At 33.8% G+C, this 26,537-nt stretch carries 24 protein-coding genes and 2 pseudogenes; 6 read left to right on the forward strand and 20 right to left on the reverse strand.

Going from position 1 to position 26,537, the window contains the following annotated elements:
* Positions 1-3: 3 nt before the first annotated feature.
* From JTI58_RS07550 to JTI58_RS07595, 10 genes and pseudogenes are all read right to left on the reverse strand, one after another.
* The gene (locus JTI58_RS07550) at positions 4-285 is read right to left on the reverse strand and encodes a HesB-like domain-containing protein (RefSeq protein WP_009370515.1); all 282 of its coding nucleotides are present in this window, start codon (positions 283-285) and stop codon (positions 4-6) included.
* Positions 282-2,051 carry an arsenical pump-driving ATPase gene (gene arsA / locus JTI58_RS07555; RefSeq protein WP_009370516.1) on the reverse strand — a complete coding sequence of 590 codons (1,770 nt, stop codon included), beginning with the start codon at positions 2,049-2,051 and terminating at the stop codon, positions 282-284. The genes JTI58_RS07550 and arsA overlap by 4 nt, the downstream gene beginning before the upstream one ends.
* 1 nt (position 2,052) lies before the next feature.
* Positions 2,053-2,412, reverse strand: coding sequence for an arsenite efflux transporter metallochaperone ArsD (gene arsD / locus JTI58_RS07560; protein ID WP_009370518.1), 360 nt, complete (start codon positions 2,410-2,412; stop codon positions 2,053-2,055).
* Position 2,413: 1 nt separating this feature from the next.
* The gene (arsC, locus tag JTI58_RS07565) at positions 2,414-2,833 is read right to left on the reverse strand and encodes an arsenate reductase (thioredoxin) (protein WP_016993624.1); all 420 of its coding nucleotides are present in this window, start codon (positions 2,831-2,833) and stop codon (positions 2,414-2,416) included.
* 12 nt (positions 2,834-2,845) lie between these two features.
* Positions 2,846-3,904 (reverse strand): ACR3 family arsenite efflux transporter, encoded by a 1,059-nt coding sequence (gene arsB, locus JTI58_RS07570; RefSeq protein WP_205446132.1) that lies wholly within the window; start codon positions 3,902-3,904, stop codon positions 2,846-2,848.
* A complete protein-coding gene (locus tag JTI58_RS07575; protein ID WP_205446133.1) occupies positions 3,897-4,223 on the reverse strand; it encodes an ArsR/SmtB family transcription factor in 327 nt (108 codons plus the stop codon). The genes arsB and JTI58_RS07575 overlap by 8 nt, the downstream gene beginning before the upstream one ends.
* A 217-nt stretch (positions 4,224-4,440) precedes the next feature.
* Entirely contained in the window at positions 4,441-5,394 is a 954-nt protein-coding gene (gene trxB, locus JTI58_RS07580; protein ID WP_205446134.1) for a thioredoxin-disulfide reductase, read from the reverse strand.
* Between the two features lie 93 nt (positions 5,395-5,487).
* Positions 5,488-5,904, reverse strand: a complete 417-nt coding sequence (locus JTI58_RS07585; RefSeq protein ID WP_243456353.1) for a protein-tyrosine phosphatase family protein — start codon at positions 5,902-5,904, stop codon at positions 5,488-5,490.
* A 342-nt stretch (positions 5,905-6,246) separates the two neighbouring features.
* A pseudogene (arsC, locus tag JTI58_RS24830) lies at positions 6,247-6,654 on the reverse strand (arsenate reductase (thioredoxin)); the annotation flags it as partial.
* Between the two features lie 148 nt (positions 6,655-6,802).
* The gene (locus JTI58_RS07595; protein ID WP_205446137.1) at positions 6,803-7,351 is read right to left on the reverse strand and encodes a recombinase family protein; all 549 of its coding nucleotides are present in this window, start codon (positions 7,349-7,351) and stop codon (positions 6,803-6,805) included.
* Positions 7,352-7,444: 93 nt separating this feature from the next.
* Between JTI58_RS07595 and JTI58_RS07600 the strand changes: the two genes are divergently transcribed.
* Complete coding sequence (locus JTI58_RS07600; protein WP_431844398.1) at positions 7,445-8,878, forward strand: SulP family inorganic anion transporter; 1,434 nt, start codon at positions 7,445-7,447, stop codon at positions 8,876-8,878.
* A gap of 12 nt (positions 8,879-8,890) precedes the next feature.
* Positions 8,891-9,310 (forward strand): universal stress protein, encoded by a 420-nt coding sequence (locus JTI58_RS07605; protein WP_205446138.1) that lies wholly within the window; start codon positions 8,891-8,893, stop codon positions 9,308-9,310.
* Between the two features lie 138 nt (positions 9,311-9,448).
* Here the strand turns inward: JTI58_RS07605 and JTI58_RS07610 are convergent, their stop codons facing one another.
* Together JTI58_RS07610 and JTI58_RS07615 are read right to left on the reverse strand one after the other, a co-directional pair.
* On the reverse strand, positions 9,449-9,895 hold the full coding sequence (locus tag JTI58_RS07610) for a MarR family winged helix-turn-helix transcriptional regulator (RefSeq protein WP_205446139.1): 447 nt from the start codon (positions 9,893-9,895) through the stop codon (positions 9,449-9,451).
* Positions 9,896-9,985: 90 nt separating this feature from the next.
* Positions 9,986-11,050 carry an NAD(P)-binding domain-containing protein gene (locus JTI58_RS07615; protein WP_205446140.1) on the reverse strand — a complete coding sequence of 355 codons (1,065 nt, stop codon included), beginning with the start codon at positions 11,048-11,050 and terminating at the stop codon, positions 9,986-9,988.
* A gap of 399 nt (positions 11,051-11,449) precedes the next feature.
* Here JTI58_RS07615 and JTI58_RS07620 point away from each other — a divergent pair, with 399 nt between their 5' ends.
* The 3 genes from JTI58_RS07620 (at position 11,450) to JTI58_RS07630 (ending at position 14,912) form a co-directional block, all read left to right on the forward strand.
* Positions 11,450-11,812 carry an ArsR/SmtB family transcription factor gene (locus JTI58_RS07620; RefSeq protein WP_009374036.1) on the forward strand — a complete coding sequence of 121 codons (363 nt, stop codon included), beginning with the start codon at positions 11,450-11,452 and terminating at the stop codon, positions 11,810-11,812.
* The gene (locus JTI58_RS07625; RefSeq protein ID WP_009374038.1) at positions 11,805-14,183 is read left to right on the forward strand and encodes a heavy metal translocating P-type ATPase; all 2,379 of its coding nucleotides are present in this window, start codon (positions 11,805-11,807) and stop codon (positions 14,181-14,183) included. The genes JTI58_RS07620 and JTI58_RS07625 overlap by 8 nt, the downstream gene beginning before the upstream one ends.
* Before the next feature lie 114 nt (positions 14,184-14,297).
* On the forward strand, positions 14,298-14,912 hold the full coding sequence (locus tag JTI58_RS07630; RefSeq protein WP_009374040.1) for a methyltransferase family protein: 615 nt from the start codon (positions 14,298-14,300) through the stop codon (positions 14,910-14,912).
* Positions 14,913-14,987: 75 nt separating this feature from the next.
* Here JTI58_RS07630 and JTI58_RS24835 read toward each other — a convergent pair whose 3' ends face one another.
* From JTI58_RS24835 to JTI58_RS07645, 3 genes are read right to left on the reverse strand one after another with little or no spacing between them, the layout of a single operon-like run.
* Positions 14,988-15,872, reverse strand: coding sequence for a cupredoxin domain-containing protein (locus tag JTI58_RS24835; protein WP_009374041.1), 885 nt, complete (start codon positions 15,870-15,872; stop codon positions 14,988-14,990).
* Positions 15,873-15,886: 14 nt separating this feature from the next.
* On the reverse strand, positions 15,887-16,639 hold the full coding sequence (locus JTI58_RS07640; protein ID WP_009374042.1) for an urease accessory protein UreH domain-containing protein: 753 nt from the start codon (positions 16,637-16,639) through the stop codon (positions 15,887-15,889).
* Between the two features lie 14 nt (positions 16,640-16,653).
* Complete coding sequence (locus JTI58_RS07645; protein WP_009374044.1) at positions 16,654-17,226, reverse strand: DeoR family transcriptional regulator; 573 nt, start codon at positions 17,224-17,226, stop codon at positions 16,654-16,656.
* Between the two features lie 337 nt (positions 17,227-17,563).
* Here JTI58_RS07645 and JTI58_RS24840 point away from each other — a divergent pair.
* Positions 17,564-17,677: pseudogene (locus JTI58_RS24840) on the forward strand (cytochrome c biogenesis protein CcdA); the annotation flags it as partial.
* Between the two features lie 96 nt (positions 17,678-17,773).
* On the opposite strand, the gene JTI58_RS07650 reads toward JTI58_RS24840, so the two are convergent.
* The 5 genes from JTI58_RS07650 to JTI58_RS07670 form a co-directional block, all read right to left on the reverse strand.
* Entirely contained in the window at positions 17,774-19,615 is a 1,842-nt protein-coding gene (locus JTI58_RS07650) for a TnsD family Tn7-like transposition protein (protein WP_036079778.1), read from the reverse strand.
* A gap of 19 nt (positions 19,616-19,634) precedes the next feature.
* Positions 19,635-21,263, reverse strand: a complete 1,629-nt coding sequence (locus JTI58_RS07655) for an ATP-binding protein (RefSeq protein WP_036079781.1) — start codon at positions 21,261-21,263, stop codon at positions 19,635-19,637.
* Positions 21,260-23,410 (reverse strand): TnsB C-terminal domain-containing protein, encoded by a 2,151-nt coding sequence (locus JTI58_RS07660; RefSeq protein ID WP_009374050.1) that lies wholly within the window; start codon positions 23,408-23,410, stop codon positions 21,260-21,262. The genes JTI58_RS07655 and JTI58_RS07660 overlap by 4 nt, the downstream gene beginning before the upstream one ends.
* Positions 23,391-24,224, reverse strand: coding sequence for a heteromeric transposase endonuclease subunit TnsA (locus JTI58_RS07665; protein ID WP_009374053.1), 834 nt, complete (start codon positions 24,222-24,224; stop codon positions 23,391-23,393). The genes JTI58_RS07660 and JTI58_RS07665 overlap by 20 nt, the downstream gene beginning before the upstream one ends.
* Positions 24,225-24,904: 680 nt before the next feature.
* Positions 24,905-26,440, reverse strand: a complete 1,536-nt coding sequence (locus tag JTI58_RS07670) for a multicopper oxidase family protein (protein WP_205446141.1) — start codon at positions 26,438-26,440, stop codon at positions 24,905-24,907.
* Positions 26,441-26,537 lie beyond the last annotated feature (97 nt).

Here is a 26,537-nt window from a genome sequence, read left to right on the forward strand (position 1 = left end):
TTGTTAGCAAGATGTCGGTGAGTATCCAACTAATACTAAACCTAGCTCACCATTCTCTTCTTCTGCATGGATCGTAACATCTGTTAATTGCGGTGCAATATCAGGATGAATTGCGACTTCGATACCTTCAATTGTTTGAATTGCATCTTCTTCTGCTGGTGCTTCTAAGCCTACACCTAAATTAACCCCACAGCAGCCTGCAATACCAAAGAAACGAAGCGTTTTAACCTCTGAATCAGCTAATACCTGTTCTAAATAATTTTTACCTTCTAGACTCATTTTCATTTGATTTTCTCTCCTTTTAATTCATGTAAGCCTTGTGTTCCAACCGGTGGCGTTTTTACCCATGGAATGGCCACAAATTGATTATTGCTGATGGATCTAACTTCTTTTAGCCATTTCGTTTCAGCTTGTTGTTTTTGAATTAATGTTGGACTTGTTGTATAGATAGATGAAAACGTTTGATTAACAACCCACCAATCAACAGATAATCCAGCACGGTGTAAATCTTCTTGTAAGCGCGAAGCTTCATAAACAGGTGTTGCTTCAGGAAGAGTTACAATGGCAACACTCGTATAAGAGGCATCACGCAACCTTGGTAACAGGTTAGAAACAGCTGGAGGAATATCCCCTTGTGAACGGCTTATTTCCCGATGATAAGCTTCTGTTGCGTCTAGTAAAAGCAACGTATGCCCTGTTGGTGCGGTATCAATAATAATGACTTCATCTTGATGATTTTCTACAACGTTAGCAAATGCTTTGAATACAGCTATTTCCTCTGTACAAGGAGAAGCCAAATCCTCTTTCACAAATGCTAAACCTTCCTCATTCATCGTTTCACTTGCCTTTGCAAGCACTTCTGCTTCATAGTTTGCCACTTCTGCTTTTGGATCAATACGACTGATCGTTAAATTATTAACGTTGTCATCTCCGAATGTCCAATCGAGGTGTGCGGCGGGATCTGTTGTAGTTAAATGTACATGAGTATCCTCTTCTGCTAATCGTAATGCAATATAAGAAGCCACAGTTGTTTTTCCAACCCCACCTTTCCCCATCGTAAAAATGAGTTTCGGTTTACGTTCTAAATAATCTGCAATCATTTCTTCTATCTCAGGAATCTTAGTTTCTTCATTTGATTCATCTGCATGTATAACTTCTTTGTCAGTCATCCATGCTTGCATACGCTCAATACTTGATAATGAGTACGGTACAAAAGGTAAGTAGAAATGCTCAAATTGATTTAGTTCTTCAGGAATTCTTGCTATTGCATCAGCTTGACGCGCAATGAAAGCCTCTTCGATATCATCAGTAGAATTGGCATTGCTCATATATCCATTAATTAGTAGAGTCTGATTTTGAATGCCTATTTCAAACAATTCGTGAGAAGCACGTGCAGCTTCCTTTAAAGGATTTTCTTCTGGGCGTGTCACTAACATTAACGTTGTTTGATTAGCATTCTTTAAACGTTCAACTGCCTCTTTATAGACTTCACGTTGTGGTTCTAGCCCTTTTAAAGGACCTAAACATGAAGTGCCAGTCGTGTTATCGTCTAGAAACGTAGACCATGCAGAAGGCAACTGTAATAATCGTAACGTATGCCCTGTAGGGGCTGTATCAAACACCACAGTGTCAAAATTCCCAATCACTGAAGTATCAGTCAATAGTGAAGCAAATTCATTAAAGGCAGCAATTTCTACTGTGCAAGCACCAGAAAGTTGTTCCTCCATATTTTGTAATACCACTTCAGGTAGTTTTCCACGGTACGGACCAACCATTTGCTCTTTGTAATGTTGTGCTGCCTGTTCAGGGTCCAAATTTATCGCAAATAAATTGTCTATGCCTTCAATTTTTGTTGGACTATTAGAAAGCGTTTGGCCAAAAATATCTTGTAAGTTGGATGCGGGGTCTGTACTAATTAAAAGTACCTTTTTCCCTTCCCTTGCAATGGCTATTGATAGGCTACAAGCAACCGATGTTTTCCCAACGCCCCCTTTCCCCGTGAAAAACAGGAATGGGGTGTCAGGGAAATGAATTCTTGTAAAGCGTTCCATCTTACGCATCTCCTTTTAGTGACAAGCGTACTTTTGGCTTTTGTAGTAATTCGTCTTCTGAAAGTCCTGACCACTGTGAAAATTGTTCATTTGTTGGATAGATTCCTTTGCAAAGTAATTCTCCATCCACAAACGTTGCAGGTAAGGCATCCATTCCTTCTGACACTAATAGTTGATTGATTGCTTCGTTTTCTACAAAAGCATTTGGCTCGTTTGTAAGATTAAATCTTTCAGCTTCTATGTTTGTTTTCTTTAAATTATTCATAATAAATGACATTCGCAATAATTCTGGGTCTATAGAAGGTCCACATAAGCCTGTAGAACAGCACATTGCTGGCTCATAGATATGAATTTTTTTCAATTTATTTCAGCTCCTCAGCTACAAATTGTTCAATGCGTTTACCAATTGCATCACGAACATTTTGGAATACAGCCCACTTCTCTTCATCAGTACCTGTCGCTTTCGCTGGATCTTCAAATCCCCAATGCTCACGACGAACGTGAGGAGGTGTCATTGGGCATTTATCAGCTGCATCCCCACATAAAGTGACAACTAATGTTGCATTGTTTAATGTCTCAAAATCAATTAAATCGGATGTATGATTTGAAATATCAACCCCTACCTCCGCCATCGCTTTAGTAGCATTCGGATTTACGCCATGTGCTTCAATACCAGCACTTTTAACTGTCCAATTGGTAGGTAGTAATTTCTTTGCCCATCCTTCAGCCATCTGACTTCGACATGAGTTTCCTGTACATAAGAAATAAAGTGTATTTGTCATAGTAATTGCTCCTTATAATTTAATGGTTTTAAAGTATTTTTTCTGCCAACGTAAGGCAACCCATACAAGTCCAATGAGGACTGGTACTTCCACTAGTGGTCCAATAACAGCGGCAAATGCCACGCCACTATGCAAGCCAAACACACCCACTGCAACAGCAATTGCTAACTCGAAGTTGTTGCTTGCAGCTGTAAAAGAAAGAGCTGCTGTGACAGGATAAGATGCACCTACTTTACGGGAAGAGAAGAATGACACAGCAAACATGATCACAAAGTAAATAAATAATGGAATAGCAATTCGCACTACATCAAGTGGCAGTTCTACTAATTGCTCACCCTTTAAAGCAAACATCAACACAATCGTGAACAGCAGTGCAATTAAAGTAAGTGGTGAAATTTTCGGTAAGAACTTTTCTTCATACCACTGTTTTCCTTTTGCTTTAATTCCTATCCATCGTGTGAGGAATCCTGCTGCAAATGGTATCCCTAAGTAAATTAGAACGCTCTTTGTAATCTCCCACATAGAAATGGATACATTGAAATTCTCTAAACCAAACCAACCAGGTAATACATTTAAGAAAAAGTAAGCAAAAATTGAATACGTCACAATTTGAAAAATGGAGTTAAAGGCAACTAAACCAGCTACATATTCACGATCTCCACGCGCTAAATCATTCCACACAATCACCATGGCAATACATCGAGCTAAGCCAATCATAATGAGTCCAGCCATATATTCTGGGTAATCTTGTAAGAAGATAATCGCTAAAAAGAACATGAGGAACGGGCCGAGTAACCAGTTTTGTAAAAGTGATAGTAAAAGCACTTTCCAATCCTTAAACACTCGCCACATTTCCTCATATTTCACTTTCGCTAATGGTGGGTACATCATGACAATTAACCCTATCGCAATCGGTATCGATGTTGTTCCAATTGACATAGATTCTAATGCTTCACCAATATTGGGCATTGTGATACTTAATACAACACCTATTCCCATTGCAACAAAAATCCATAGTGTAAGGTAACGATCTAGAAAAGAAAGCTGTTTGGTTAAAGATTCATTACTCATTTATATTTCCCCCTACATGACAGCAATCGGTTTCACAATTGCACCCCTTTAAAAGCTGAATCTGTTCTAAAATGCCCTTCATCAATGGGGTTTGCTCCTCCACTAATCGATAATGTTTCCAAGTCCCTACTTTTCGTTCCGTAATAATGCCTGCCTCCTTTAATTTTCGTAGATGCTGACTAACAGCTGGTTGTGATATGCCTAGCACATCCACAAAATCACATACACATACCTCCCCATTTTTCATGCATGCAAGTAATTTAATTCGATTTAAATCTGCAGCTGCTTTTAATTGTTTTTCTATTAGTGTATTTTCCATTTATTTATCTGCACTCCTTATATAATTATTTGCATACCTTTTTTAAAATTATTCCGGTAATAGATACCCAAAACATCTGTATATAACTATACACTTATGTTATGTTCTTTGAATTAGACATTCAAGAGACATTTACCCAATATTAAAAATTTTATGTCTTTTATTCAATTTCAATTCAATAAAATATTCTTTATATTCTTTATATTCTTTAAAATACTTATTGGCTATTCCTCTCCATCCAATCACTAACAGTAATTCCTTCTATATATCTTTCTACTTCAAGCGCAGCCATACATCCTGTACCAGCAGCTGTAATTGCTTGGCGGTATTTATTATCTTGTACGTCTCCACAAGCGAAGATCCCTGGAATATTTGTTTCTGTTGTACCCGGCTTAACCTTGATATATCCCATGTCATCTGTATTAATTAGTCCATTCAAAAAAGATGTATTTGGGGTATGACCAATAGCGATAAAGATTCCATCCGTTTGAATAACTTTTTCTTCATTCGTTTCATTATTTATCACTTTTAAACCAGTAACTCCATTTTCATTTGCCATTACTTCTGTTGGTGTCATATTAAGTTCCCAAGATATTTTGGAATTTTCTCTTGCCCTAATTTGCATGATTTTGGATGCACGTAGTTCATTTCTTCGATGTACTACAATTACTTCACTTGCAAACTTTGTTAAGTAATTCGCTTCTTCCATAGCTGAGTCGCCACCGCCAACAATAATAACTTTTTTGTTACGGAAAAAAAATCCATCGCATGTGGCACAAGTACTAACTCCTCTCCCTATGTTTTCTTTTTCTCCTGGTATGTTCAAAAGTTTTGCAGAAGCACCTGTAGAAACAATCATAGATTTAGTCTCAATTTCACCTAACCCTTGAACCTGTAATTGAATATATCCTTTTGAACAATCTATATTTGTTACCCACCCACGTTTAAATTTAGCACCAAAACGCTCGGCTTGTTTCCTCATATTATCCATTAATTCTGAACCTGATATTCCATTTATGAAACCTGGGAAGTTTTCAATATCTGTTGTTAAAGTCAGTTGTCCACCAGGTTGTTCTCCTTCAATTACAATTGGTTCCATATTTGCTCTTGCCAAATAAATAGCTGCAGTTAGTCCAGCTGGTCCTGTTCCTAAAACAACAGTTTTTTTCATAATTACCCTCCTAAATAGTCAAAAACATTAGTATATAACTATAATCTTATATTAAGCTTCGCTACATAATTTTGCAATAGTTATTTAGCCTGTTTAAAAAATTCTTTTTAGTGCTGCTTTCATTTCGGGTTTTAACTTAATATTAGAACGAGCGTTTCTTGCAATTTCTTCAGCTTCTTCAATGGTATTGGCTTTACTTAAAGTAATAAGTGTACCTACAGCCACAGCACCGGTACGATTACTTCCATGATTACAATGAAAATATATATTTTTCCCATCATTATAAGCATTTACAACTGTATTAATAGATTTTCTTACAGATGCATCTTGTTGAGTAAAATCATCAACAATAGGACAATGCAATCGAGTATTATTAAATTTCACATTGGGTGCTTCAGCTCTCAAATCAATTATTAAGTCTATTTTTTCGTTTTTCACGACACTTTCTACAGCATCAGCACTCCCAATATAAATTCGATCTTTAATCAATTCATCATAAGGTTTAGGCACCGTAATCACCTCTTTACTAATATCATTTCTTATCATGAGCTTTTAACTATAAATAAATACTATAAGTTAAAGTCAATTTATTTTATATAGACTGTTAATCAAATCATCATATTCCATTTGAAAAGCGTTCGCTAAGCGATGAATAAAAAACCTAGAAGGCTTTGTTTGATTTTTCTCGGTTTTTATAATGTAGTCTTCTGTTATTGCTGCCTGAATAGACAATTGCTTAACACTCATTCCTTTTTGTTGTCGAATGAATTGAATTAATTCTCCAAAATCTTCTTTTGGTTCATAGAATTGATTTTGATTTAAAGCTAAACTGTAATATCCACCTATATTCCCTTCCATAAATTTTAAAATAGCTATTTCAATTTCATCTCTAACCTTTCGAAAAGCATCAAGTATTTCTTCATCTGTACCATGAGCTTTTGTAGGATCCTCGAATGACCAATGTAAATGTGAAGAACGAGGTAACAAAATTGGACATCTTTCCTTTGCATCTCTACACAAAGTAATGACTATGTCTGCTTTATTTAATAATTTAAAGTCAACTACCTTTGATGATTGATTAGATATATCAATACCTTTTTCCTCCATCACTTGAAATACAATAGGATTAATTTCTTTCGCTTCTATGCCAGCACTTAGTATTTCAAATTTGTTTTTTAAATAGTGTTTTGCCAAACCTTCGGCCATTTGGCTTCTACATGAATTTCCAGTACAAAGAAAATAAATTATAGGTCCACTCATGATTTCACTCCTTATATAATTATTTACTTATATATTAATTGCATAATATATTGTTAGCAAGATATATATTGTTAACAATTTGTAAAAAATCAAGAGTACACCTAGTTATCTAAGTGTACTCTTCAAATGTTCATTAAAGCTATTTGCTTTAATCTTCTACTGATTCTAAATATCTATATAGTGTTGATTTACTTATTCCTGTTTCATTTTTAATATCCAGCAATGTAAAGTTACCCGCATAGTACATAGAGACAGCCTTTTGGATATTTTCATCTGGTTTTTTCGGTCTACCAATCACCTTACCTTGCTCTCTAGCATTTATTATCCCATTTTTTGCGGACTGTTTAGCTACGTCAGTTTGGAATCGTATATAATGCTCCATCATTTCTTGTAAAGCACAAGTTAAAGATTGATTACTACAGATATCCTCGCTTTTAAACTGAATAGATACCCCATCTTTTTTACATAATTTTATTAATTCATTTAGGTGTCGGGTTGTATCCGCTAAAACAAACATACGTTCAACAATAATTGTATCTCCTGGTTTCAATGCCATAAGCAACTCTTCTAATACAGTTCGTTTTTTGGGTTTGGCGTGTAACTCATGATAAATTTTATCGCACTCTTTAGGCATTGCTCTAATCTGTTTTTCACATGTTTCATCATCATATAAAGGTCGTATATAACCGTAAATCATCAATTTACCTCCAGTTCATGTCCCGAAAAGGTTCCCTTTTAGGAATATAGGTGTTATGATACTCATAGAATTTTAATAATAAAGGAGAATATCATGCAAAGTTTAAAACAACAATGGTTCGGAAACATCCGAGGCGATATATTGGCAGGAATCGTCGTTGCACTTGCTCTAATACCCGAGGCCATAGCTTTTTCTATCATCGCAGGTGTGGACCCTATGGTAGGGTTATATGCATCATTTTGCATCGCTGTTATTATAGCATTTGTCGGCGGTAGACCAGGTATGATTTCAGCTGCCACGGGTGCCATGGCTCTTCTAATGGTGCCTTTAGTAAAAGAATATGGACTTGATTATTTACTAGCGGCTACTATCTTAACAGGCATTATACAGATACTATTCGGCTTGTTCAAGGTAGCTAAGGTAATGAAATTTATTCCAAATGCTGTGATGATTGGTTTTGTTAACTCATTAGCTATTTTAATTTTTTTAGCACAAGTACCTCATTTTATCGGCATTTCTACAATGACATATGCTTTTGTGGCCGTTACCCTTTTACTTGTGTATACATTACCAAGGTTTATTAAGGTAATTCCAGCACCACTTATAGCAATTGTTGTATTAACAGCTGTAGCAATCTTTAGTGGAGTGGAATTAAGAACCATAGGAGATTTAGGGAACATTACAAAATCACTACCTACTTTTCTCATCCCTAATGTGCCTTTTACTTTTGAAACACTTCAAATAATTTTCCCCTATTCATTAGCATTAGCGATTGTCGGTCTACTTGAATCTTTATTAACTGCACAAATCGTAGATGATATGACAGGAACTGAAAGTGAGAAAAATAAAGAAGCAAGAGGACAAGGGATTGCTAACTTTATTAACGGGTTCTTTGGTGGCATGGCTGGTTGTGCAATGATAGGTCAATCTGTTATCAATGTGAAGTCTGGTGGTAGAGGGCGTTTATCTACCCTTGTAGCAGGATTATTCTTAATCTTTTTAATCATTGTGTTAGGCGACTTGGTTGTAAAGATTCCAATGCCTGTATTAGTAGGTATCATGATTATGGTAAGTATCGGTACTTTTGATTGGAGTTCTTTTAAATATTTAGTGAAGGCACCTCGAACTGATGCCATTGTTATGTTAGTTACGGTAATCATTGTTGTTTACACACATGATTTATCAAAAGGAGTTATTGCAGGCGTTATTTTAAGTGCAATTTTCTTTGTCGTAAAAATCTCAACATTGAAAGTATTAGAAAAGGGGAACATTTATATCGTAGAAGGGCAATTGTTTTTTGCATCTACGGATAACTTTATTAACTACTTTAAAAATGCTGAGTTTAGTTCTTCTAAGATCACGATAGATTTTTCAAATAGCCATATTTGGGATGATTCAGGTGTAGGTGCTTTGTTTAAAGTAAAAGATTTACTGCAAGAAAAAGGAGTTGTTATCGAAGTTACAGGACTAGATACAGCAAGTCAAAAAGTTATGGATCGATTAGACGGAATGTCATCATCTCATTAGAGGAGGAAAAGTATGTATAATCACATTTTATTAGCTGCAGATGGTTCAGAGAACGCCTTACGAGCAGCTAAAGAAGCTGTTAAAATCGCCTTAAATAATAAGGAATCGTTAATAGATATTGTCTACGTTGCAGACTTTGAAAAATCTAAATCTGATGTTTTACATGCGGGCTCTAGCGAAGCTTTACATTTTGAACGTCGTAAAAAGGTTCAAAACATTGAAAAGCTATTAACCGAAGCCAATCTTAATCATAAAGTAACAATATTACACGGAATACCAGGTCCAGAAATCGTTAAATATGCAAATAATTCAAAAGTTGATCTAGTTGTTATTGGCAGTCGTGGGCTGAATGGTCTACAGGAAATGGTACTCGGTAGTGTTAGTCATAAGGTAATGAAACGTGTTAACTGCCCTGCTTTAATAGTTAAATAAAAAGCAATATAGTTTAGTGACATCTCTAATGGATTAATAGTTGATTCTTTTAGTCATTTCAACAATCCCTTTGTTTTATATGAGGATTGTTGAAATGCTAAATAAAAGATTAAATTACTTCATACATAAAAAGAATAATCACGAAGATGGTGTACAACAAATATTCGATTTCGCCATTGCTTTATTTAATAATTCAATTGAACGTAAAACCGTATCTTTTTCAAAATCATTTAAGTGTGAAAAGACTTCATTTAAGTAATTGTTTATCATTTGATCAATTGTAGTGGCGGCAAATGTACCTTCAACGGTTAATGATAAAATGTACACTCTTTTATCTGATTGTAGAGAGTTTTTTTTGACAAGATTCATCTTAATAAGAGATTGAATCTGTCTACTAAATGTAGTAATATCCATTCCTATTGCCTCTGCTATTTGTTGCATAGAGGGGTTATTTTGTTTGTCTATCTCATATAGGATATGGCTCTGTATTGGCGTGATATCAATCGAGCCTACAGTACAACAAGTTTTATTTAGTAAAGCAAACTTTTGAGTTAAAACTTGAAAAAGTTCACGTTTATTATCCATTCAATCATCTCCTATTAAGACATATATATTATTTATTTGCAAAATGCCACTAAAATATATTTAACTTTGTTTGAAGATGTTTTTCCACCTTCAAAAGTTTTTACTTTTCAAGTGGTGAAGTAACTTTTTCACAACATACTCGGCATCTTCTCCCACACCTCTTAAAGTCGCAGATGCAAATGATCGTTGTCCTTCTAATCCCACAAAATATAATCCAGGGATACTGCTAATACCTGCCTTTTGTAAAGGCATTCCTTCCCTATCTAATGCACCAAGTAATTTCATATAGGGTAAATGTGGTCTGAATCCTGTAGCATAGATAATGGTATCTACAGGCTCCCTTTCTCCATCCGGCCAAATAACTCCATCTTGATAAAAAGAAGTAAACATTAAACGTTGTTCCGGATTCCCCTTACTAATTCGATCTTTATATCCTCCTGTATCATTCACGGCATTTGATCTGGGTGCCGTTTTTCCAAAGCGCCAGAAAGGAAAGGTATCAAAACCAATTATTTTCAACCAGTAATGTATATCCAAACCTAATAATCGTTGTTTTACAAATTTTATTGGTTGTCGTACTGAAAGAGTAGTTTTGCTAACTTCAGACAATTCAACAGCAATCTGCACAGCCGAATTTCCTCCTCCAACTACGATTACCCTTTGGTTGTGAAATGGCTTTGTATTTCGATACTCTGAAGAGTGAAGTGTTTTTCCTTGAAAAACTTCTCTTCCTTGAATGTTAGGAATAAAAGGATTATTAAATGAGCCTGTAGCATTTATGATTGTTCTAACTTGAAATTTATCGCCTGTGACAGTTCGAACAATAAAACCTATGTTATTTTTCTCAATCATATCTACTCTCTGATTAATTAAAACAGGTAATTGGAACTTTTTTTTATAATCTTGTAAGTATCGAATAACTTCATCCCTTTTCGGATAGAGATTCTGGTTTCCAGGAAACTTCATGCCGGGCATAGAGGAAAACCCTGCTGGAGAAAACAATTTAAGACTGTCATAATAATTTGGCCAAGAACCCCCGATCTGATTACTTTCTTCTAATATTAAAAATCGTAGACCTTTTTTCAGTAAATGATAGCCTGCTGCAAGTCCAGCCTGCCCTCCCCCAATAACGATTGTATCAAGAATCCCTTTCATTTTTTATCCCCCTTCATTATTTGCATTTTGCAAATATAAATTCATTAAAAATAATAGCTGTAATTAATAAAACTAAGTAAAACACAAAAATATTCTATCCTTAATAAATATATATAGCAATTTTATTTGCAATTTGCAACTATTATTCAAACTAATAATTATTATATTCAATAGCTAACCTCTAATTTAATGATCTACATTTCTTTTTCCATACATATCCAAAAAAATTAACTTTTTTCAAGCTTAGGCTTTTGCATATACTTTTCTGGTCAAAAATAATAAATTGCATTAAATAAATAAAACATTCAAATAACTGTTTGACTATTTGAATGTTTAAGTTTATTATAAAAACAATCAAATAATCGTTTGAACGTTTGAATGATAACTGGAGGAAAATATATGAAAGAAATATGTGAAATCACCTGTATTCATGAGGATAAAGTAAACTATGTTCAAGACAAGTTAAAAGAAAAAAAATCAATGGATGTTGCTAAAGTTTTTAAAGCACTTTCGGATGATACACGTGTAAAAATTGCCTATGCGCTAACACTAGAAGATGAATTATGTGTTTGCGATATCGCTAATATTATTGGGTCAACAACAGCAACTGCGTCGCACCATTTGCGTTTACTACGAAATTTAGGATTAGCTGAATATCGTAAAGAAGGGAAATTGGTTTATTACGCTATTCATGACCCATATTTTAAGAATTTAATCAGTGTTGCATTTGAAGAACATAAAGAAGGTGAAATTAATGACTGAGGAAAAACAGGTATTCCGCGTGAACGGTTTCTCTTGTGCCAACTGTGCAAGTAAATTTGAACGTAATGTAAAAGAAATACCTGGTGTTCAAGATGCAAAGGTGAACTTTGGGGCATCTAAAATATCAGTTACAGGCGATGCGACCGTGGAGGAGTTAGAAAAGGCTGGAGCTTTCGAAAACTTAAAAGTAACGCCAGAAAAACAAAAACGTGTTACTCCACCCCAAACAGATACTACCTATAGAATTGAAGGCTTCTCGTGTGCAAACTGTGCAGGTAAATTTGAACGTAATGTAAAAGAGCTTCCAGGGGTTCAAGATGCAAAAGTAAACTTCGGTGCTTCTAAAATTTCCGTAACTGGCGAAACAACTATTGCGGAACTTGAAAAAGCTGGAGCTTTTGAAAATTTAAAAGTATCAATGGATACACCTTCATACAGATCTAAAGCTCCATCTTCTGACAATAGTGAGGGGCAAGTTGAAAAGAAAGTACCATTTTACAAAAAACATAGCACACTTTTATACGCAAGCTTATTTATCGTATTCGGTTATCTATCTCAATACGTAAACGGTGAAGAAAATCTTATTACCTCCCTATTATTTATAGCTTCAATTGTAATCGGTGGTTTCAATCTATTCAAAGTTGGTTTCAAAAATTTAACTCGCTTTGATTTTGACATGAAAACATTAATGACGGTAGCTGTCATTGGTGCTGCATTTATAGGAGAATGGGCAGAAGCATCCATAGTTGTTATCCTATTCGCTATTAGTGAAGCTTTAGAGCGTTATTCAATGGATAAAGCACGTCAATCAATTCGCTCATTAATGGATATTGCACCAAAAGAAGCTTTAATTCGTCGAAATGGTCAAGAAATCATGGTACACGTAGATGATATAGAGATTGGCGATATTATGATTGTTATACCTGGGCAAAAAATTGCAATGGATGGCATCGTGGTTAGCGGTCTTTCTGCAGTCAACCAAGCAGCTATTACAGGGGAATCAGTACCAGTTTCAAAAACAGTAGATGATGAGGTATTCGCTGGAACACTAAATGAAGAGGGTTTATTAGAAGTTAAAATTACAAAATACGTTGAAGATACAACGATTTCAAAAATTATACATCTAGTTGAAGAAGCTCAAGGTGAACGCGCTCCTTCACAAGCATTTGTTGATAAATTTGCGAAATATTATACACCAATTATCATGGTCATTGCAGGGCTTGTAGTAATTGTTCCCCCACTGTTCTTCGATGGTAGTTGGGAAACTTGGGTTTATCAAGGTTTATCAGTACTTGTAGTTGGATGTCCATGTGCGCTTGTTATTTCAACACCAATTTCAATTGTTTCAGCTATAGGTAATGCTGCTAAAAAAGGGGTTTTAATTAAAGGTGGCATTTATTTAGAGGAAATGGGTTCGCTTAAGGCAATTGCTTTTGATAAAACAGGTACGCTTACAAAAGGTGTTCCAGTGGTTACAAACTTTGATGTAATGAATACCCAAAAAGATTCAAAAAAGATTCTAGCCATAATTACGGCTTTAGAATATCGATCTCAGCACCCTTTAGCTTCTGCGATTATTAAAAGAGCCGAAGAAGAAAATGTTTCATTCAAAAATATCAACGTTGATGCTTTCGCAGCCATTACTGGCAAAGGAATAAAAGGTGAAGTAGATGGTACTTTGTATTACATCGGTAGCCCAAAATTGTTCCAAGAGTTAAATGTACCTATTCCAGAGAATTTAGAAGGAAACATCCTTAAGTTACAAAATGAAGGCAAAACTGCCATGATATTAGGAACTGAAAAAGAGATTCAAGCAATCATTGCCGTAGCTGATGAGGTACGTGAATCTAGCCAAGAAATTATTGAGAAATTGCATAACATGGGTGTTAAGAAAACAATCATGTTAACTGGTGATAATAAAGGGACTGCGAATGCAATTGGTCATCATGTAGGGGTTTCTGAAATTCAAGCTGAATTAATGCCTGAAGACAAACTTTCCTATATAAAACAACTTCGAAAAGACTATGGCAATGTTGCGATGGTCGGTGATGGTGTCAACGATGCTCCTGCTTTAGCAGCTTCTACAGTCGGTATCGCCATGGGTGGTGCTGGTACAGACACTGCATTAGAGACTGCAGATGTTGCTTTAATGGCAGATGATCTACGGAAATTACCGTTTACAATAAAGCTAAGTCGTAAGGCCTTAAATATTATCAAGGCAAATATAGCATTTGCCATTTTAATTAAACTAGCTGCATTACTATTAGTTATTCCAGGTTGGCTAACACTTTGGATTGCCATTGTCTCAGATATGGGAGCAACATTGTTAGTAGCATTAAACAGCTTACGTTTAATGCGTGTTAAAGAATGAATTAACGCACTTTATTCAATAGATGGGCTTTTTATATGAAAGTCCATCTTTTTATTTCTAGTACTTTACTTTCTTAAAATAGCACTTAATTCATTATAGAAAGAAGAGATAAAAATGGAACTGGTAAATGTTTTTTCATTGATTCTGTTTGCTTTGTTTTTATTTTCCTATTCATTAAAGCTAGTTATTCTAAATAAGAAATCAGGGATAAAAGCAAATGTGTTAGGAAAAGGAAATAAGGGGACATCCGTCGATTCTTCCGAAATGTTTGTTAAAATTTCAACTTTCGTATGGGGAATTGCATGGCTTTTAGAGTCAATATTTGATAATTCGATTGATAATATTTTACCTAAACTATTCACCAATGAGGTTATGCATTACTTTGGATTAATGACAATTACCATTGGTTTACTGTTTTTTATTTTATCAATGATAACAATGAAAACCTCTTGGAGAGTTGGTATAGATAAAGAAACAAAAACCTCGCTAATCACCAATGGTTTATACAAATATAGTCGAAATCCTGCATTTGTTGGATTCAATTTAATGTTTATAGGTCTATTTTTGACATTCCCTAACTTAGTTACATTAATTATTTGTTTACTAAATATAGTTTCAATTCATAACCTTATTCTTCAAGAAGAAAAACACTTAGAGAATATGCTTAAAGTAGAATATCTCTCGTATAAGAATAAAACCCCACGATACTTATTTTTTAAATCTACATAAGTAAAGAAATTTTAAAGGTGAAACTAAAACAAAGCACAGACTCTTAATGGCTGTGCTTTGTTTCGTTGTTATCCATTATTCAACTATTATCTTTCCAAAATACATATTCATTCCACAATGAAACGTATATATACCCGGTTTTTCTGGTGTGAATTCGACCAAGTTATCACCTTTATCAAGATCTTTTTCTATTTGGAAATCCTCTATTATTAAGTATGATAAGCATCCACCTGAAAAACTCTTTTGAAAATGAAGTTGAACTGGGATTCCAGCTTTTACTTTTACATTCTCAGGTGTATATCCAAATGGCTCTACCATTATGACGGCTTCCTGATAACCGTCTTTTTGCTCTGCTTTTACTTCATTTATTTTTGTAGAAGAATCGTCTGAAACCGGAGTTGTATCACCCAAAAGATCTCTGAAGTAATGAGAAATGGGTTTAAAGAATACAACAGAAACAACTAATAATACGGCAATTACACAAAAAATAACTTTACTCCATTTATTTTTATTTGATATTACCGTTATTGTATCTGTTCCCTTAACTTCTTGTCTAATTAATTTCAATATAAGAATCATGACAATGATAAAAATTGCATCCACAAATATCATCATAACGACAGGATCTTGAGAAAAAACCATTACCCCCAACATTGCACCCATCATGCCGCCCATGATACCTGCTAATAGTCCATCTAATGAAGCCAATAAACTAAAGGGACGCCCAATAACATATCCAATTATCATGCCAAAAAGTACTGAGGAGATTACTGGGACAGTCATTTTCCCTACTAATATTACTCCTAATATGGTTCCTACTACTATGCTAGCCATCATAGAAACAGCCATTGCAATCATCATAGCAGTCATTTCTGATAAGAACGATTTGGCACGATAGGTAGAAAAAATGACGTAACCGGTTAACAAAAAAATAATACTAAAACTAAATATATATATCATAAACAAATTCCCTTCTATCCTATCCAAGCATTTAAAGTTTCGAATAATCCTGACAATATAAAGAAGATTGCAGAAATATTCCTTGATACATTATGGAATGAATACAAAGTCTTCTTCATTGGATTTAATAACCGTTCACTAATAGTCAGTAGTATCACATATAAAATGAGTGGCATTGCTGTTCCAATTGCAAAAAAAATGGGACCTATCAAATTAAATTCTCCATTTCCTGTCGGCAATAACAAGACAAAAAATAACCAAAACAACGTAGGACAGAATAAAAAACCCATAGCCAACCCAAAAGAAAGAGATGTATTTTTCAATTTCAATCCTTTTTGGACTTTTTGGAAGATACGTTGTGATGCAGAGGAATGTACTGAAATATTTCCAAGGAGAGCTAATCCAATTAGAATAAGAGTAAGGCCAAATAATTTACGGAAAAACATTGTTCCAATGAAAGGAATATCAGCAACTGTACTACCGATGAATACAGACATTATGCCTAACAATATGTACACTAAAGATTTGCCTGTAATATAACTCCCTACATTCAACCACCTTTTATTTTTTTCAGTCTCATATGTAATCAAAGCAACAGCAGTAGAATTAGATGTAAGTTGACATGGTGCAGTTGCCCCAACCAACCCTAATAAGAAAGCCTTCATTCCCCATACATCTAGTTTTAGTGCTAATGTATAAATTGGTTCTGCTACTAAATTGGCTAACTGACTTAACCACACATGTATCTGAAGAAGTACCTCATTCATTTAAATTCCCCTCTTCAACTGTTCTTACAGGACAATTTAAGGTGTTGAGGAAATGATTTCATTATTTCGGAAAATGTAAGGACTTTACCTCCGAATCCTTTTACAAAGTTCTCTGCATATTCTTTAGTCTCAAATACCAACACTTGTGGGTAACAACAACGAATATGGACAGTAGTGTCTAAAACAAACCAAGCTAGATGAGCGCTAATCGTTGTCCCTGTTAAAAAATCGGTACAAATTGCTTGTGCTACCTCATCACCTAACTGTCGATGCCGCAGTATTCCACAATGGCTGCAACAAGCATTTTCACGTTCTCCATTTAAAAGAATTATCCTGTAAACCAATCGATCATCACACTTACGATGACAATACACACACTCGTCTTCCTCAACACGATGTATAGATTGATCCCTTATAAGTGTAATCCCACCATATGTCTTCATAATAAGCCCTTCTTCAATCAGAGGTTTTATATCTCGATGTATTGTCATCTCTGATACCTCAAGTGTTTGACTTAATTCTGAGATTTTCAAATTGTGTCTATATAGAATCATGTCACGTATAAGTTGTTGTCTCTCTGAAAGCATAGTTTCCTCCTGAATGTTATAACTTAACAAGATATAACATCATTTTATTACAGCAATTAGAATAATCAATATAAACCTCGGGATATTTTGTTACATAGTTATGTCAATTATCTATAAAATCTTCTGTAGATGCTCCCCCCACATGAATATGAGAGGTTGCATAGTATGTATTGAACTAAAAAACAGAAGCACAGTAGTTTCAATTACTGTGCTTCTGTTGCTAAATAGAAGAATAAATATTGCTTTGATTACAAACTTGTTCACTGTTCAAGTTCTTCTAGTCAATATGATTTGCACAGCATGCAACGTCTTTTTCCAGACAAAAAGTCATCTCATTATGAGCATTGGTGGATGGTTAATGATAGTAATGGGTGTGCTACTCTATTTTGACATGATGACAAAAATTATTGCTTGGTTTACTCCCTTCTTTGGTGGATTCACAGGATTTTAATTTTTCGATTTCAAAGATGAACAACACCATTATGACTACAACAAAAAAAGCCGTGTTTTCAGCTATGAACACGGCTTTTTGGTATCATTCTTTATATCAGAATTTTTGCTTCGCACTTATTATCTGCCTTTTTATTTCTATCTCTAACCCAGAATAAAATCTTTCACTGATTCCTGCTTTTCGCATTATTTTCCAAACTTCAAGTTCTTCATCTTTTAATTGATCTATAGCCCAACTAATACGCCTCTTTTGAAAATTGGTCGTATTTTCTTTAACACTCTCAATATACTTCATCGTATTGGGCAGTTTATTTACTCTTTTTTCTAACAACGATTTATTATTAATCATTTTACCTATACTGCTTACGGTTATTCTAACTGGTTTTTCTTTAGCACTTATATCTTCCACTGCTTTTTTTACCATGCCCAAGATGTGAAGGTCTCTCTGTACCCAATCAACTCTTTTATTAGTAACCCTATTTACTTTAACAACTGGGGAATGTTCCTTTAACCATTCCTTATCATTTCTATAAATTCGCATATAAAGTGATGGGTCTTTTTTTCTAAGTTCTGTTCTTGATAATATGGGGTATTGGTTAATTAAATCAAGCCATTTTTGCTTCAAATCACTTTTAATATGATTTTCCTTGTTCATAGGCTTACTATTTCTTTGCTTAGAATACTTAATAATTGTTTTGGTGTCGACTTTTAATATTTTTGAGCATGCTTTATAACTCAACTGTTCTATTTCAACCAATTGATGGAGTTTGCTCAACCAAGTATCACCTAACATCTTAATACGCCCTATATTTGTTTTATCCTCTTCTGTTTTATCTGGCCCCTTACGAGAATAAACAAAGCCACAGGCACAGGAGAAGGTTCCTACCGGCCTTTTAGTATCATAGCAACGAGTAACCTTTAAATTAGTTATTACAGGCTGTAGAAAGTGTTCTGCCGCAGGATTCAAACATAGATATGGCTCTTCACCAAATGGACTATATCGTTTATTTGCATACTGTTCAATTGTATCAACCGATTCACCTAAAAAATAAATGAACAGTAAATGCCGTACAGGATGAAAAGACTTTCGATGTTTTCTTGTTATTGCCCTTAACCAACACTGTCCTTCTACACCACTTGGAAATGATTGCATCAATATTAAAAAATCGACCTTAAACTTCTTAATAAAGTCTTCTTCTAATCGCCTTTGGTCGATTGTGCCGTTTGATTTTACATACCCTTCGCGATCCAATAGGTAATGATAAATCTCTAATAAATTTAACTGATCAAATTTATAATCCTTTTGATTTAAGTTGCTACTTTCTACAGCAAAATGACGTAGCAAATCAAAGTTTACTTTTGAAACATCACTTTTATTGCCCTTCTCTAAACTGTTTTCAATGTTTGAATAAAAATACGAAGAGTTTCCTTGCCTAATTAAGATTGAACTGTCTACAAGCAAGACAGAATGCTTTAAACAAATAAATACACTTGGTAATTGGTGATATGTCCGCCAATATGTTTCTCCATTCACTTGAATATCTTCTTCAAAGCAGTTAGGACAATAGCGAAAATACATAGGCTCTTTTACTGTCCCAGCCATTTGACCTGTTGAATAATGCAAGGAAGTATTGCCACAGCCATATAACATTTTATTTCGAACACTCTGTTTTATTTCTTTTGAAGTAAAATTTGTATAGTAGTTATACAATGTATGATAATTTATCCATTCATCAATACTCGAATTTAAAAAAGGATTTACTTTTTCTAATAATATCTCTAAATCAGTAGGTAAATCAGGAATAATATATGCTTTCTTTTTTCCAAACAAATCTAAAGTTGAATGTTTATTACTTAAATTCCCTGAACGTTTATGGTATCTAGCCAACACACTATATAATAGTTCATCTTTATAAATTGAAGGAAAAAATGCTAACATCTATTTTATTTACACACCCTTACATTATTAAGTCATCTAAAGGATTTTTAATATATCCTTCTTCACATAATGCCTCATAAGCAGAGCGTTTATTCTTCTTTCCTATATCAACTATTGATTGAAGTTTATTTACTGAAATATTGCCTTTCGCTTCATTTTTCTTTTCTTTCTTTCCCTCAATGTATTGGAGTGATAGAGTCATTAGTTGTGGAATTGTTGACTCAGGTGAATTTTTCAGTGCATATTTAGCAGCGTTTTCAGCAATTTTTTCTGAAACATCTAAATTAATTAAGGATAGGATTAATTTTTCTAGTATTGGAAGTTCTTTATTTGTACGATCTTGTGCCATCTTTTCTTTTTTCGCCTGAACCCTGGCCTTAAGGTCTAATACTGGCAATCTATTTAGAATATAATCTTCAATATCCATTGGAACAATATCTTCGTATTTTGCAATGTCGCTTTGATTTCCGGATTTAAGAGCCTCCAACATAGGTTGAAGAAGTTTCAAATCTTCTTTCACTACCTTTTGTATAAGTTTAGGGGTTATTTTTTCAAGGCCAGAATTGATTGCCCTCGCTTGTGCGAGTAAATACAACTTAACAGCAACATCCACAATTCCTTGGCTCTCTTCGTAAATCGTGTTTAATAATTCTTCTGTCAGTTCCGTATATTCATTCGTCCACTGATAATCCCACATACTTGTGATTAATACTTCCCAATCATCATCTTGTTTCATTTGCTGCCATACCATGTCGCCTTGGCCACTGCTTCTACGTGCTTGTCTGAAATCCTTTTGTAATAATGCCTTGGCTTTCATGGTTCCAATAAACATTACTGGTACTCCTATTTCATTCACTAGCGTTACAAAAAAATTCATCATCATTTCTGATGCAGCACCTGATGCAGATAACGAGTGCTGAACCTCATCAATGATTAGAGCGCCTATTGAGTGTAAACGAGCGACTTGCCCCATACGAGTTACCATTGAACTAACTGAATTTGATGGCTTACCATACTTTTCAAAATAATTAGTACCTGTCAACGAATCAACTTTTTTGAAAAAGTCCATACAAAGAGTTTTTAATGATCCATCATGTGGACAATCCAATTTTAACCATACAATTTGAATCAAATTGATTGGATTTTGATGCAATATTACTTGCGGATAAAGAGATAGTACCCTTTCTATCGCAGATGTTTTACCTATTCCTGGATATCCCATTAAAGTGAAACTTGAAGCAGAAGAACGTATATCTGGCGGTAATCCAATTTCCTCTTTATTAACAAGCTTGTTGTGTAAATCAAGTAATGCTTGAACATGTTTTTTATGTAATGGATTTCGATTAACATATCCATACCTAATGAAACCTGAAAAACGCTGTTCTAGATTTAAGGTTTGATTTATAGGCTGATAAAATCTTGATAATCTTAGTAAAGCATGGTAACGATGATGACTTGATAAATTTCTTTCACTATTATGAAACATAGGTATAAAGCTAAGTTGATCAAACGCTTCTTCTTTAGAGAGTATCGGAGGTAACGCTTCAATAAGGGGATTCCCTTTATAATCAATTATTTCTTGTTCACGATACTCTGCCAATAGAACTTCAATACCACTCTCTAATTCAATTGTCTTCCCATTTTTCATTCCTTCTTCTTCCTTCTTTGCTTTTTAAATAATTCCATTATCGTAGATGTTTCAGTTTTTTCATCTTTCTGCTCAGAAGGTGCAAAAGAAATAATGTTTTTATCATTATCAATCTCAGTTACACCTATTTGAAATGCCTCATACTCTCTTCGTAAACTTTTTTCAACTTCCCGATTTTCTCTAATATTTTTTATTTTTTCCGTTTTAGTGATTTTATTATTTTCATCTTGATTTGGTGTCTTAATTGCCTCATCCACTATTCCTTCAATTTTAGAATAAAAATTAATTTCTTCTTGTAACAAACTATGACTTTCAATTTTATATGTGTTTTGTTCAATCATTAATAATTGTTCAATTTCTTCAAGTACTTTATTTTTGTATCTCTCCTGATGATCTAAAAGGAAGCAACTTTCAAAAAGTGATTTATCATTAATGTGCAGATAAATAATGTCCATGTTTCGAGGATCGTATGAAATATCAACTGTCCAACTTTTCTTTGTTCTAGCTTGTACAAACCAAGATTCCTTTATAGCTGTTTCACAGCTAAATAACCTATTTTTAAACTTTATTCCCTTTGAGGTTACTGTAGCTGTATCTCGTGGCAATAAGTAAAACTTTATAGTATTAGGATGTTCCTTCCTTAGCTTACCTGCTCTATTTTTAATGCCCCAATTCCAGAGTTTAAGAGGAGTCGGTTTTACATTTTCCCGTATCATCTGCTCATCTCTTAGATAATCCTTCATATAGTGATTTTTGTTATAAAATAAAACAAAATTGATTAGAATTTTTGTATATTGATCTATAGTTAACTTAGCTTCTAAACGATAATCACTAGCCCCACGTTCCCTAAAATCACTCTGTATGTAACCTGGTAAGAACGGCTTTATTTTACTTTGTGAAGTATCGAACAATTTTTCCACAATTCCCTTCCAATCTGGTCGAAAAGCAGGATTATTCTCCACTACCAAATCCAACCCTTCAATTAAACTATTCACGTTATATCCCTCCAACTCACCTCTATCCCCTAGAATAATTTCAGGAAGATGCGCAGATGGCCACATTTCATTTGAAATTTCTATACCATATCTACTGCAATATTCCTTTTTATCTGATGCTGCATTTGCTATTGCCATCATCATTCCTGCCCAAGAAGGACCTTCAAATCCGATATACATTCCTGTAATCATATGTGTATATACGTCCACCACAAAATATATAATTGGTTTACCTACAATATAATCAGAATTAAAACTAGATACCAGATACACATTACCAATAGTCGCATCTATTTGATATCGTGATCCTGGCCCCATGACTTCATAAGTTGAAGATCCTAATATTGCTCGATGATCTCGTTCAAATTTTTTCTCACCTTCTCGACTTACTATTTTTTGTTCAATACCAAATTCTTTGTTGTGCCAATATCTAAATTGTCTTAATGAAGGAATTTTATTTTCATCCTGTATTACTATATATTTTGTTCCGTTTTCGTAACGAACTTCATCTGCATAGAACTCCTTTATCATCATTTTATATGCGAATGACAATGAGTTTCTCTTGCTTGTAAAATAGTACCTTTTAATCGATTTACGAAATATTTCCCTTGTTTCATCGGTTACATTTATTCCTACACTGTTAGTGGTTCTAGGTTTTCCCCTTTTCAAAGTACCACTTTTTTTATTTCTTCCCTTACCTCCAGAGTTACTATAATCCGGAAGCAAACTATTCATAGTTTTTCCTCTCTGCCAGTACTTTCTCAAATATTTATAAGCAGTCATTTTTGTACATACTTTATTATTTACAAGTTCATTTATTAGCTGCCCACGTTCTTTTTTCTTATAAATTGAAGGTTCATCATTCACTAAGTTTTTGATAATTGCCCACGCTGTGTCTCTCTTTTGTTTCATTCCCTCAGGTAAATTAATGTGGTTAATTAGTATGTTTGTGTGATCAGATTCGAATTTGGAGTATGAATTTTCTATAAATCCTTGATGTATATCTTTAACTTTTAAAAGGAATGGTAAGGCATTGGAATCTTCTATATCAATTGCATATGTAACGATGTTACTTTCATCAATCCAAAGTAGACGATATACTTTATTACACGTCAAGTCTTTAATTAATTCATTAACTGATATTGTAATCAATGTTATCCTCCTTAGAAACATTCATAATAATTTGATCTAAAGTTAGATTGCTTGGGTTAATTTTCTTACTCATATCAATCGAAATATATTTTCGAGCTATAAAATGTTTTATATAACTTAAAGATGAGCCTGTTTCTAAGTTATAATCCTCATCAAATTTATTACAAACTACTAATAAACTCTCTTCGCTATCTTTTTTTAAAATCAATAAATGCAATAATAAAGTAGAATAGCTTATATCTTCTTCTGCTAAATAATAAGATTTATGTATCCATAGAATATTGTTTGCTAGTTGTTTAGGAATTTCCTTTTCAGTTATGACCCCCCAACTTATTCCTTGTATCTCCCAATACTCTCGTTCAATTTCAAACTTTTCAATTACTCGTTTATCTTCAAGTTGTTCACTTGGTTTTACAGTTCTAGCGATATATTTTCTTTCAGAGTTTTTTACTACTGTTATAAAGAAATCTGTTGTCATATCTATCGGTATACCTGAACTATTATCTTTAGAGTGCTTAATTCCTTTCTCTTCAGCTATACGAATAGTTGTTTCAACATTTAAAGGAAACTGTTCTCTTATGTCTACCACTGTATCTTCCCAATCTAATAAGAGAAAAAAGTCTCTTTCCAAGTTAGACAACAATTCATGCTGTCTCTTCGCGGTCCACCCTATTAATCGAGAAGCATTTCCTTGTGACGATATATCTTGTATTTTAATCCAAGGTATATAATTTGATAGTTCCCCTTGACCTCGTCCTTCTTTAATATAGTCATTTCTTTTTTTCTCAGACCAACCGTATTTCCTTTTAGACATGTAAAGCACCGCCTCGTCGACATAATTATGGTTCAAAAAAATAATTTCTAAAATTATTATAACTTTTTGACTTACTTGTAGTTTAATTTATTCCATTTTATAAAAGTATTTATATTACAATCGTTTACACATAAAAAACGTCCTTTAAAGAGTGGACGTTTGCTAATTTTAGTAAGAAAAATACTATACTTTCTTCGATTCACATTATGTTTTTAACAGCCCTTGATTATATACAATCCACTTCTCCAATTCTCTTTCTACCGCTCGATTTTGCCATTCAAACCAAATCCCAATACACTCACTACAATGACTGTCAACACCGATTTTATTATGCAAATCCTTACATGTAAAAATGGTCTTTTTACGACACTTATAACAGTAGATTTCAATCTCTTTATAAAATTCCATAAATATTACCTTTCATTTTATTTATATTCATTTCCATTAAAGGGACAAAAAATACATAAAATCATTAAGGTATTCTTTTGTATTAACTAAATAAAAATGTTGTTAAGTTGTTAAAAATTTCAATTGAAATTTTAGAAAAAAGATTGAGTATTTCTATAGGGTAGGTTATTTAATATGAACCACGACCAATAACCCTAGATATAAGAGTTATGTAATAGAAACCAATAAAAAAACCTCCATGGTATTTGGAGGTTTTAATAATCTATTTATATTTAATTTACTTCAACTTGCCCCATCATACCATTTTCTTCATGTTCAAGGACATGGCAGTGGAACATGTATATGCCCTTATTATTAAACTTCACTGCTAATTTAACTGTTTGACCAGCTTCAATTGAGACAGTATCCTTCCACCCTTTTAAATTTAAAGGAGGTTCTTGACCATCAATCGACACGATTTTAAATTGAGTGCCATGTATGTGGAAAGGATGTGTCATACCACCCATCATATCAGGTTTATTATAAATTTCCCAAATTTCAGTCTCACCCTGCTTTTGAGTGAAATCAATGCGATTCATATCAAACTGGTTTCCATTTATAGAAACCATTGTCCCCATACCAAATAGTTCAAGCTTCTTAGAAATTGGTAAATTTTTCTCTTCTTCAGTAACACTAAAATCATTTAATTTTTCTGAAATTTTACTTGTACTTGTAGTCTTTTGTTCAATTTTAAATGGTAAAAGGGTAGTACCTTCATCATTTATTAATGCTATATCAGTCTTGTCATCCATTTTTGAAAAGTCCACTATTACCTCTGCTCGCTCACCTGGTGTTAAGGTAATTTCTTTCATATCAGTTGGTTGATTTAAGAAACCACCATCAGTAGCAATTTGTTGGAATGTATCTCCGGTATTCAATTTAAAAGTATAATTACGAGCATTAGAACCGTTTAATAAACGAAGTCTTACTTTTTCTTTACCAACTGTAAGTTTAGGATTCAACGTACCATTAATTAATAAAGTATCTCCAATTGTACCATCTTCATTAAGGACTGCTTGATAATTTAATTGCTTTTCTTCAGTAAATTGTCTATCTTGGAATACTAATGGAAAATCATTCACACCATATTCATTTGGTACATTGATTTCTTGTGAGTTTTCATCATCTATATAAATTAAACCAGCTAAACCTTTATATACTTGCTCTGCTGTAGCACCTTCTGGATGTGGATGGAACCACAGCGTAGATGCTCCCTGATTAACTGTAAAATTTACATCTTCTGTTACACCTGGCTCTAGGACTTGATGTGGGCCGCCATCACCATTTCCAGGGATTTCTAATCCATGCCAGTGAAATGTTGTTGGTTCAGATAAATCATTTTTAGTTCTAAACGTTACCGTTTGATCTTTATTAATACGAATGATTGGCCCTAAAAAGGAACCATTATATCCATATGTCTCTGTTTTAGTTCCCTTAAAGATTTCTGTTGTTCCTTGTTGAGCAGTAATATCAACAATTCCATTTTTAGGTTCAATAATAGGTGGGAGCGCAAGCTCATTTTCCCCATTTGAATTATTTAATGCTAATGGATTGTTATGACTCGCATGACCATTTTCCATGCTACTATCTTTATTATCCATACCCTCCATGTTTTTCATTTCTTCATCACTCATATTGGAATGGTCCATACCAGACATATTAGAATGGTCCATATTTGAATTATTATTAGATTCCGAATTACCCGCACTACATCCTCCAATTATAATAGCGCCTACTAATAATGAAGTAATCAAAAGTTTAGATTTCATTATGTTTCCTCCTTTTATTCTTTACATAGGCACTATAACAAATAAATATGGAGAATTTATGGATTTGAAATTAAATGAGACAAATATTAACCACTCT

Source organism: Lysinibacillus fusiformis, from assembly GCF_016925635.1.
Classification (GTDB): domain Bacteria; phylum Bacillota; class Bacilli; order Bacillales_A; family Planococcaceae; genus Lysinibacillus; species Lysinibacillus fusiformis_F.

Bases quoted from the DNA above. Each gene is read 5' to 3' on its own strand.
- JTI58_RS07550 (WP_009370515.1), bottom strand. From the start codon at position 285: ATGAAAATGAGTCTAGAAGGTAAAAATTATTTAGAACAGGTATTAGCT.
- arsA (WP_009370516.1), bottom strand. From the start codon at position 2,051: ATGGAACGCTTTACAAGAATTCATTTCCCTGACACCCCATTCCTGTTT.
- arsC (WP_016993624.1), bottom strand. From the start codon at position 2,833: ATGACAAATACACTTTATTTCTTATGTACAGGAAACTCATGTCGAAGT.
- arsB (WP_205446132.1), bottom strand. From the start codon at position 3,904: ATGAGTAATGAATCTTTAACCAAACAGCTTTCTTTTCTAGATCGTTAC.
- JTI58_RS07575 (WP_205446133.1), bottom strand. From the start codon at position 4,223: ATGGAAAATACACTAATAGAAAAACAATTAAAAGCAGCTGCAGATTTA.
- trxB (WP_205446134.1), bottom strand. From the start codon at position 5,394: ATGAAAAAAACTGTTGTTTTAGGAACAGGACCAGCTGGACTAACTGCA.
- JTI58_RS07595 (WP_205446137.1), bottom strand. From the start codon at position 7,351: ATGATTTACGGTTATATACGACCTTTATATGATGATGAAACATGTGAA.
- JTI58_RS07600 (WP_431844398.1), top strand. From the start codon at position 7,445: ATGCAAAGTTTAAAACAACAATGGTTCGGAAACATCCGAGGCGATATA.
- JTI58_RS07605 (WP_205446138.1), top strand. From the start codon at position 8,891: ATGTATAATCACATTTTATTAGCTGCAGATGGTTCAGAGAACGCCTTA.
- JTI58_RS07610 (WP_205446139.1), bottom strand. From the start codon at position 9,895: ATGGATAATAAACGTGAACTTTTTCAAGTTTTAACTCAAAAGTTTGCT.
- JTI58_RS07615 (WP_205446140.1), bottom strand. From the start codon at position 11,050: ATGAAAGGGATTCTTGATACAATCGTTATTGGGGGAGGGCAGGCTGGA.
- JTI58_RS07620 (WP_009374036.1), top strand. From the start codon at position 11,450: ATGAAAGAAATATGTGAAATCACCTGTATTCATGAGGATAAAGTAAAC.
- JTI58_RS07625 (WP_009374038.1), top strand. From the start codon at position 11,805: ATGACTGAGGAAAAACAGGTATTCCGCGTGAACGGTTTCTCTTGTGCC.
- JTI58_RS07630 (WP_009374040.1), top strand. From the start codon at position 14,298: ATGGAACTGGTAAATGTTTTTTCATTGATTCTGTTTGCTTTGTTTTTA.
- JTI58_RS24835 (WP_009374041.1), bottom strand. From the start codon at position 15,872: ATGATATATATATTTAGTTTTAGTATTATTTTTTTGTTAACCGGTTAC.
- JTI58_RS07640 (WP_009374042.1), bottom strand. From the start codon at position 16,639: ATGAATGAGGTACTTCTTCAGATACATGTGTGGTTAAGTCAGTTAGCC.
- JTI58_RS07645 (WP_009374044.1), bottom strand. From the start codon at position 17,226: ATGCTTTCAGAGAGACAACAACTTATACGTGACATGATTCTATATAGA.
- JTI58_RS07650 (WP_036079778.1), bottom strand. From the start codon at position 19,615: ATGTTAGCATTTTTTCCTTCAATTTATAAAGATGAACTATTATATAGT.
- JTI58_RS07655 (WP_036079781.1), bottom strand. From the start codon at position 21,263: ATGAAAAATGGGAAGACAATTGAATTAGAGAGTGGTATTGAAGTTCTA.
- JTI58_RS07665 (WP_009374053.1), bottom strand. From the start codon at position 24,224: ATGTCTAAAAGGAAATACGGTTGGTCTGAGAAAAAAAGAAATGACTAT.
- JTI58_RS07670 (WP_205446141.1), bottom strand. From the start codon at position 26,440: ATGAAATCTAAACTTTTGATTACTTCATTATTAGTAGGCGCTATTATA.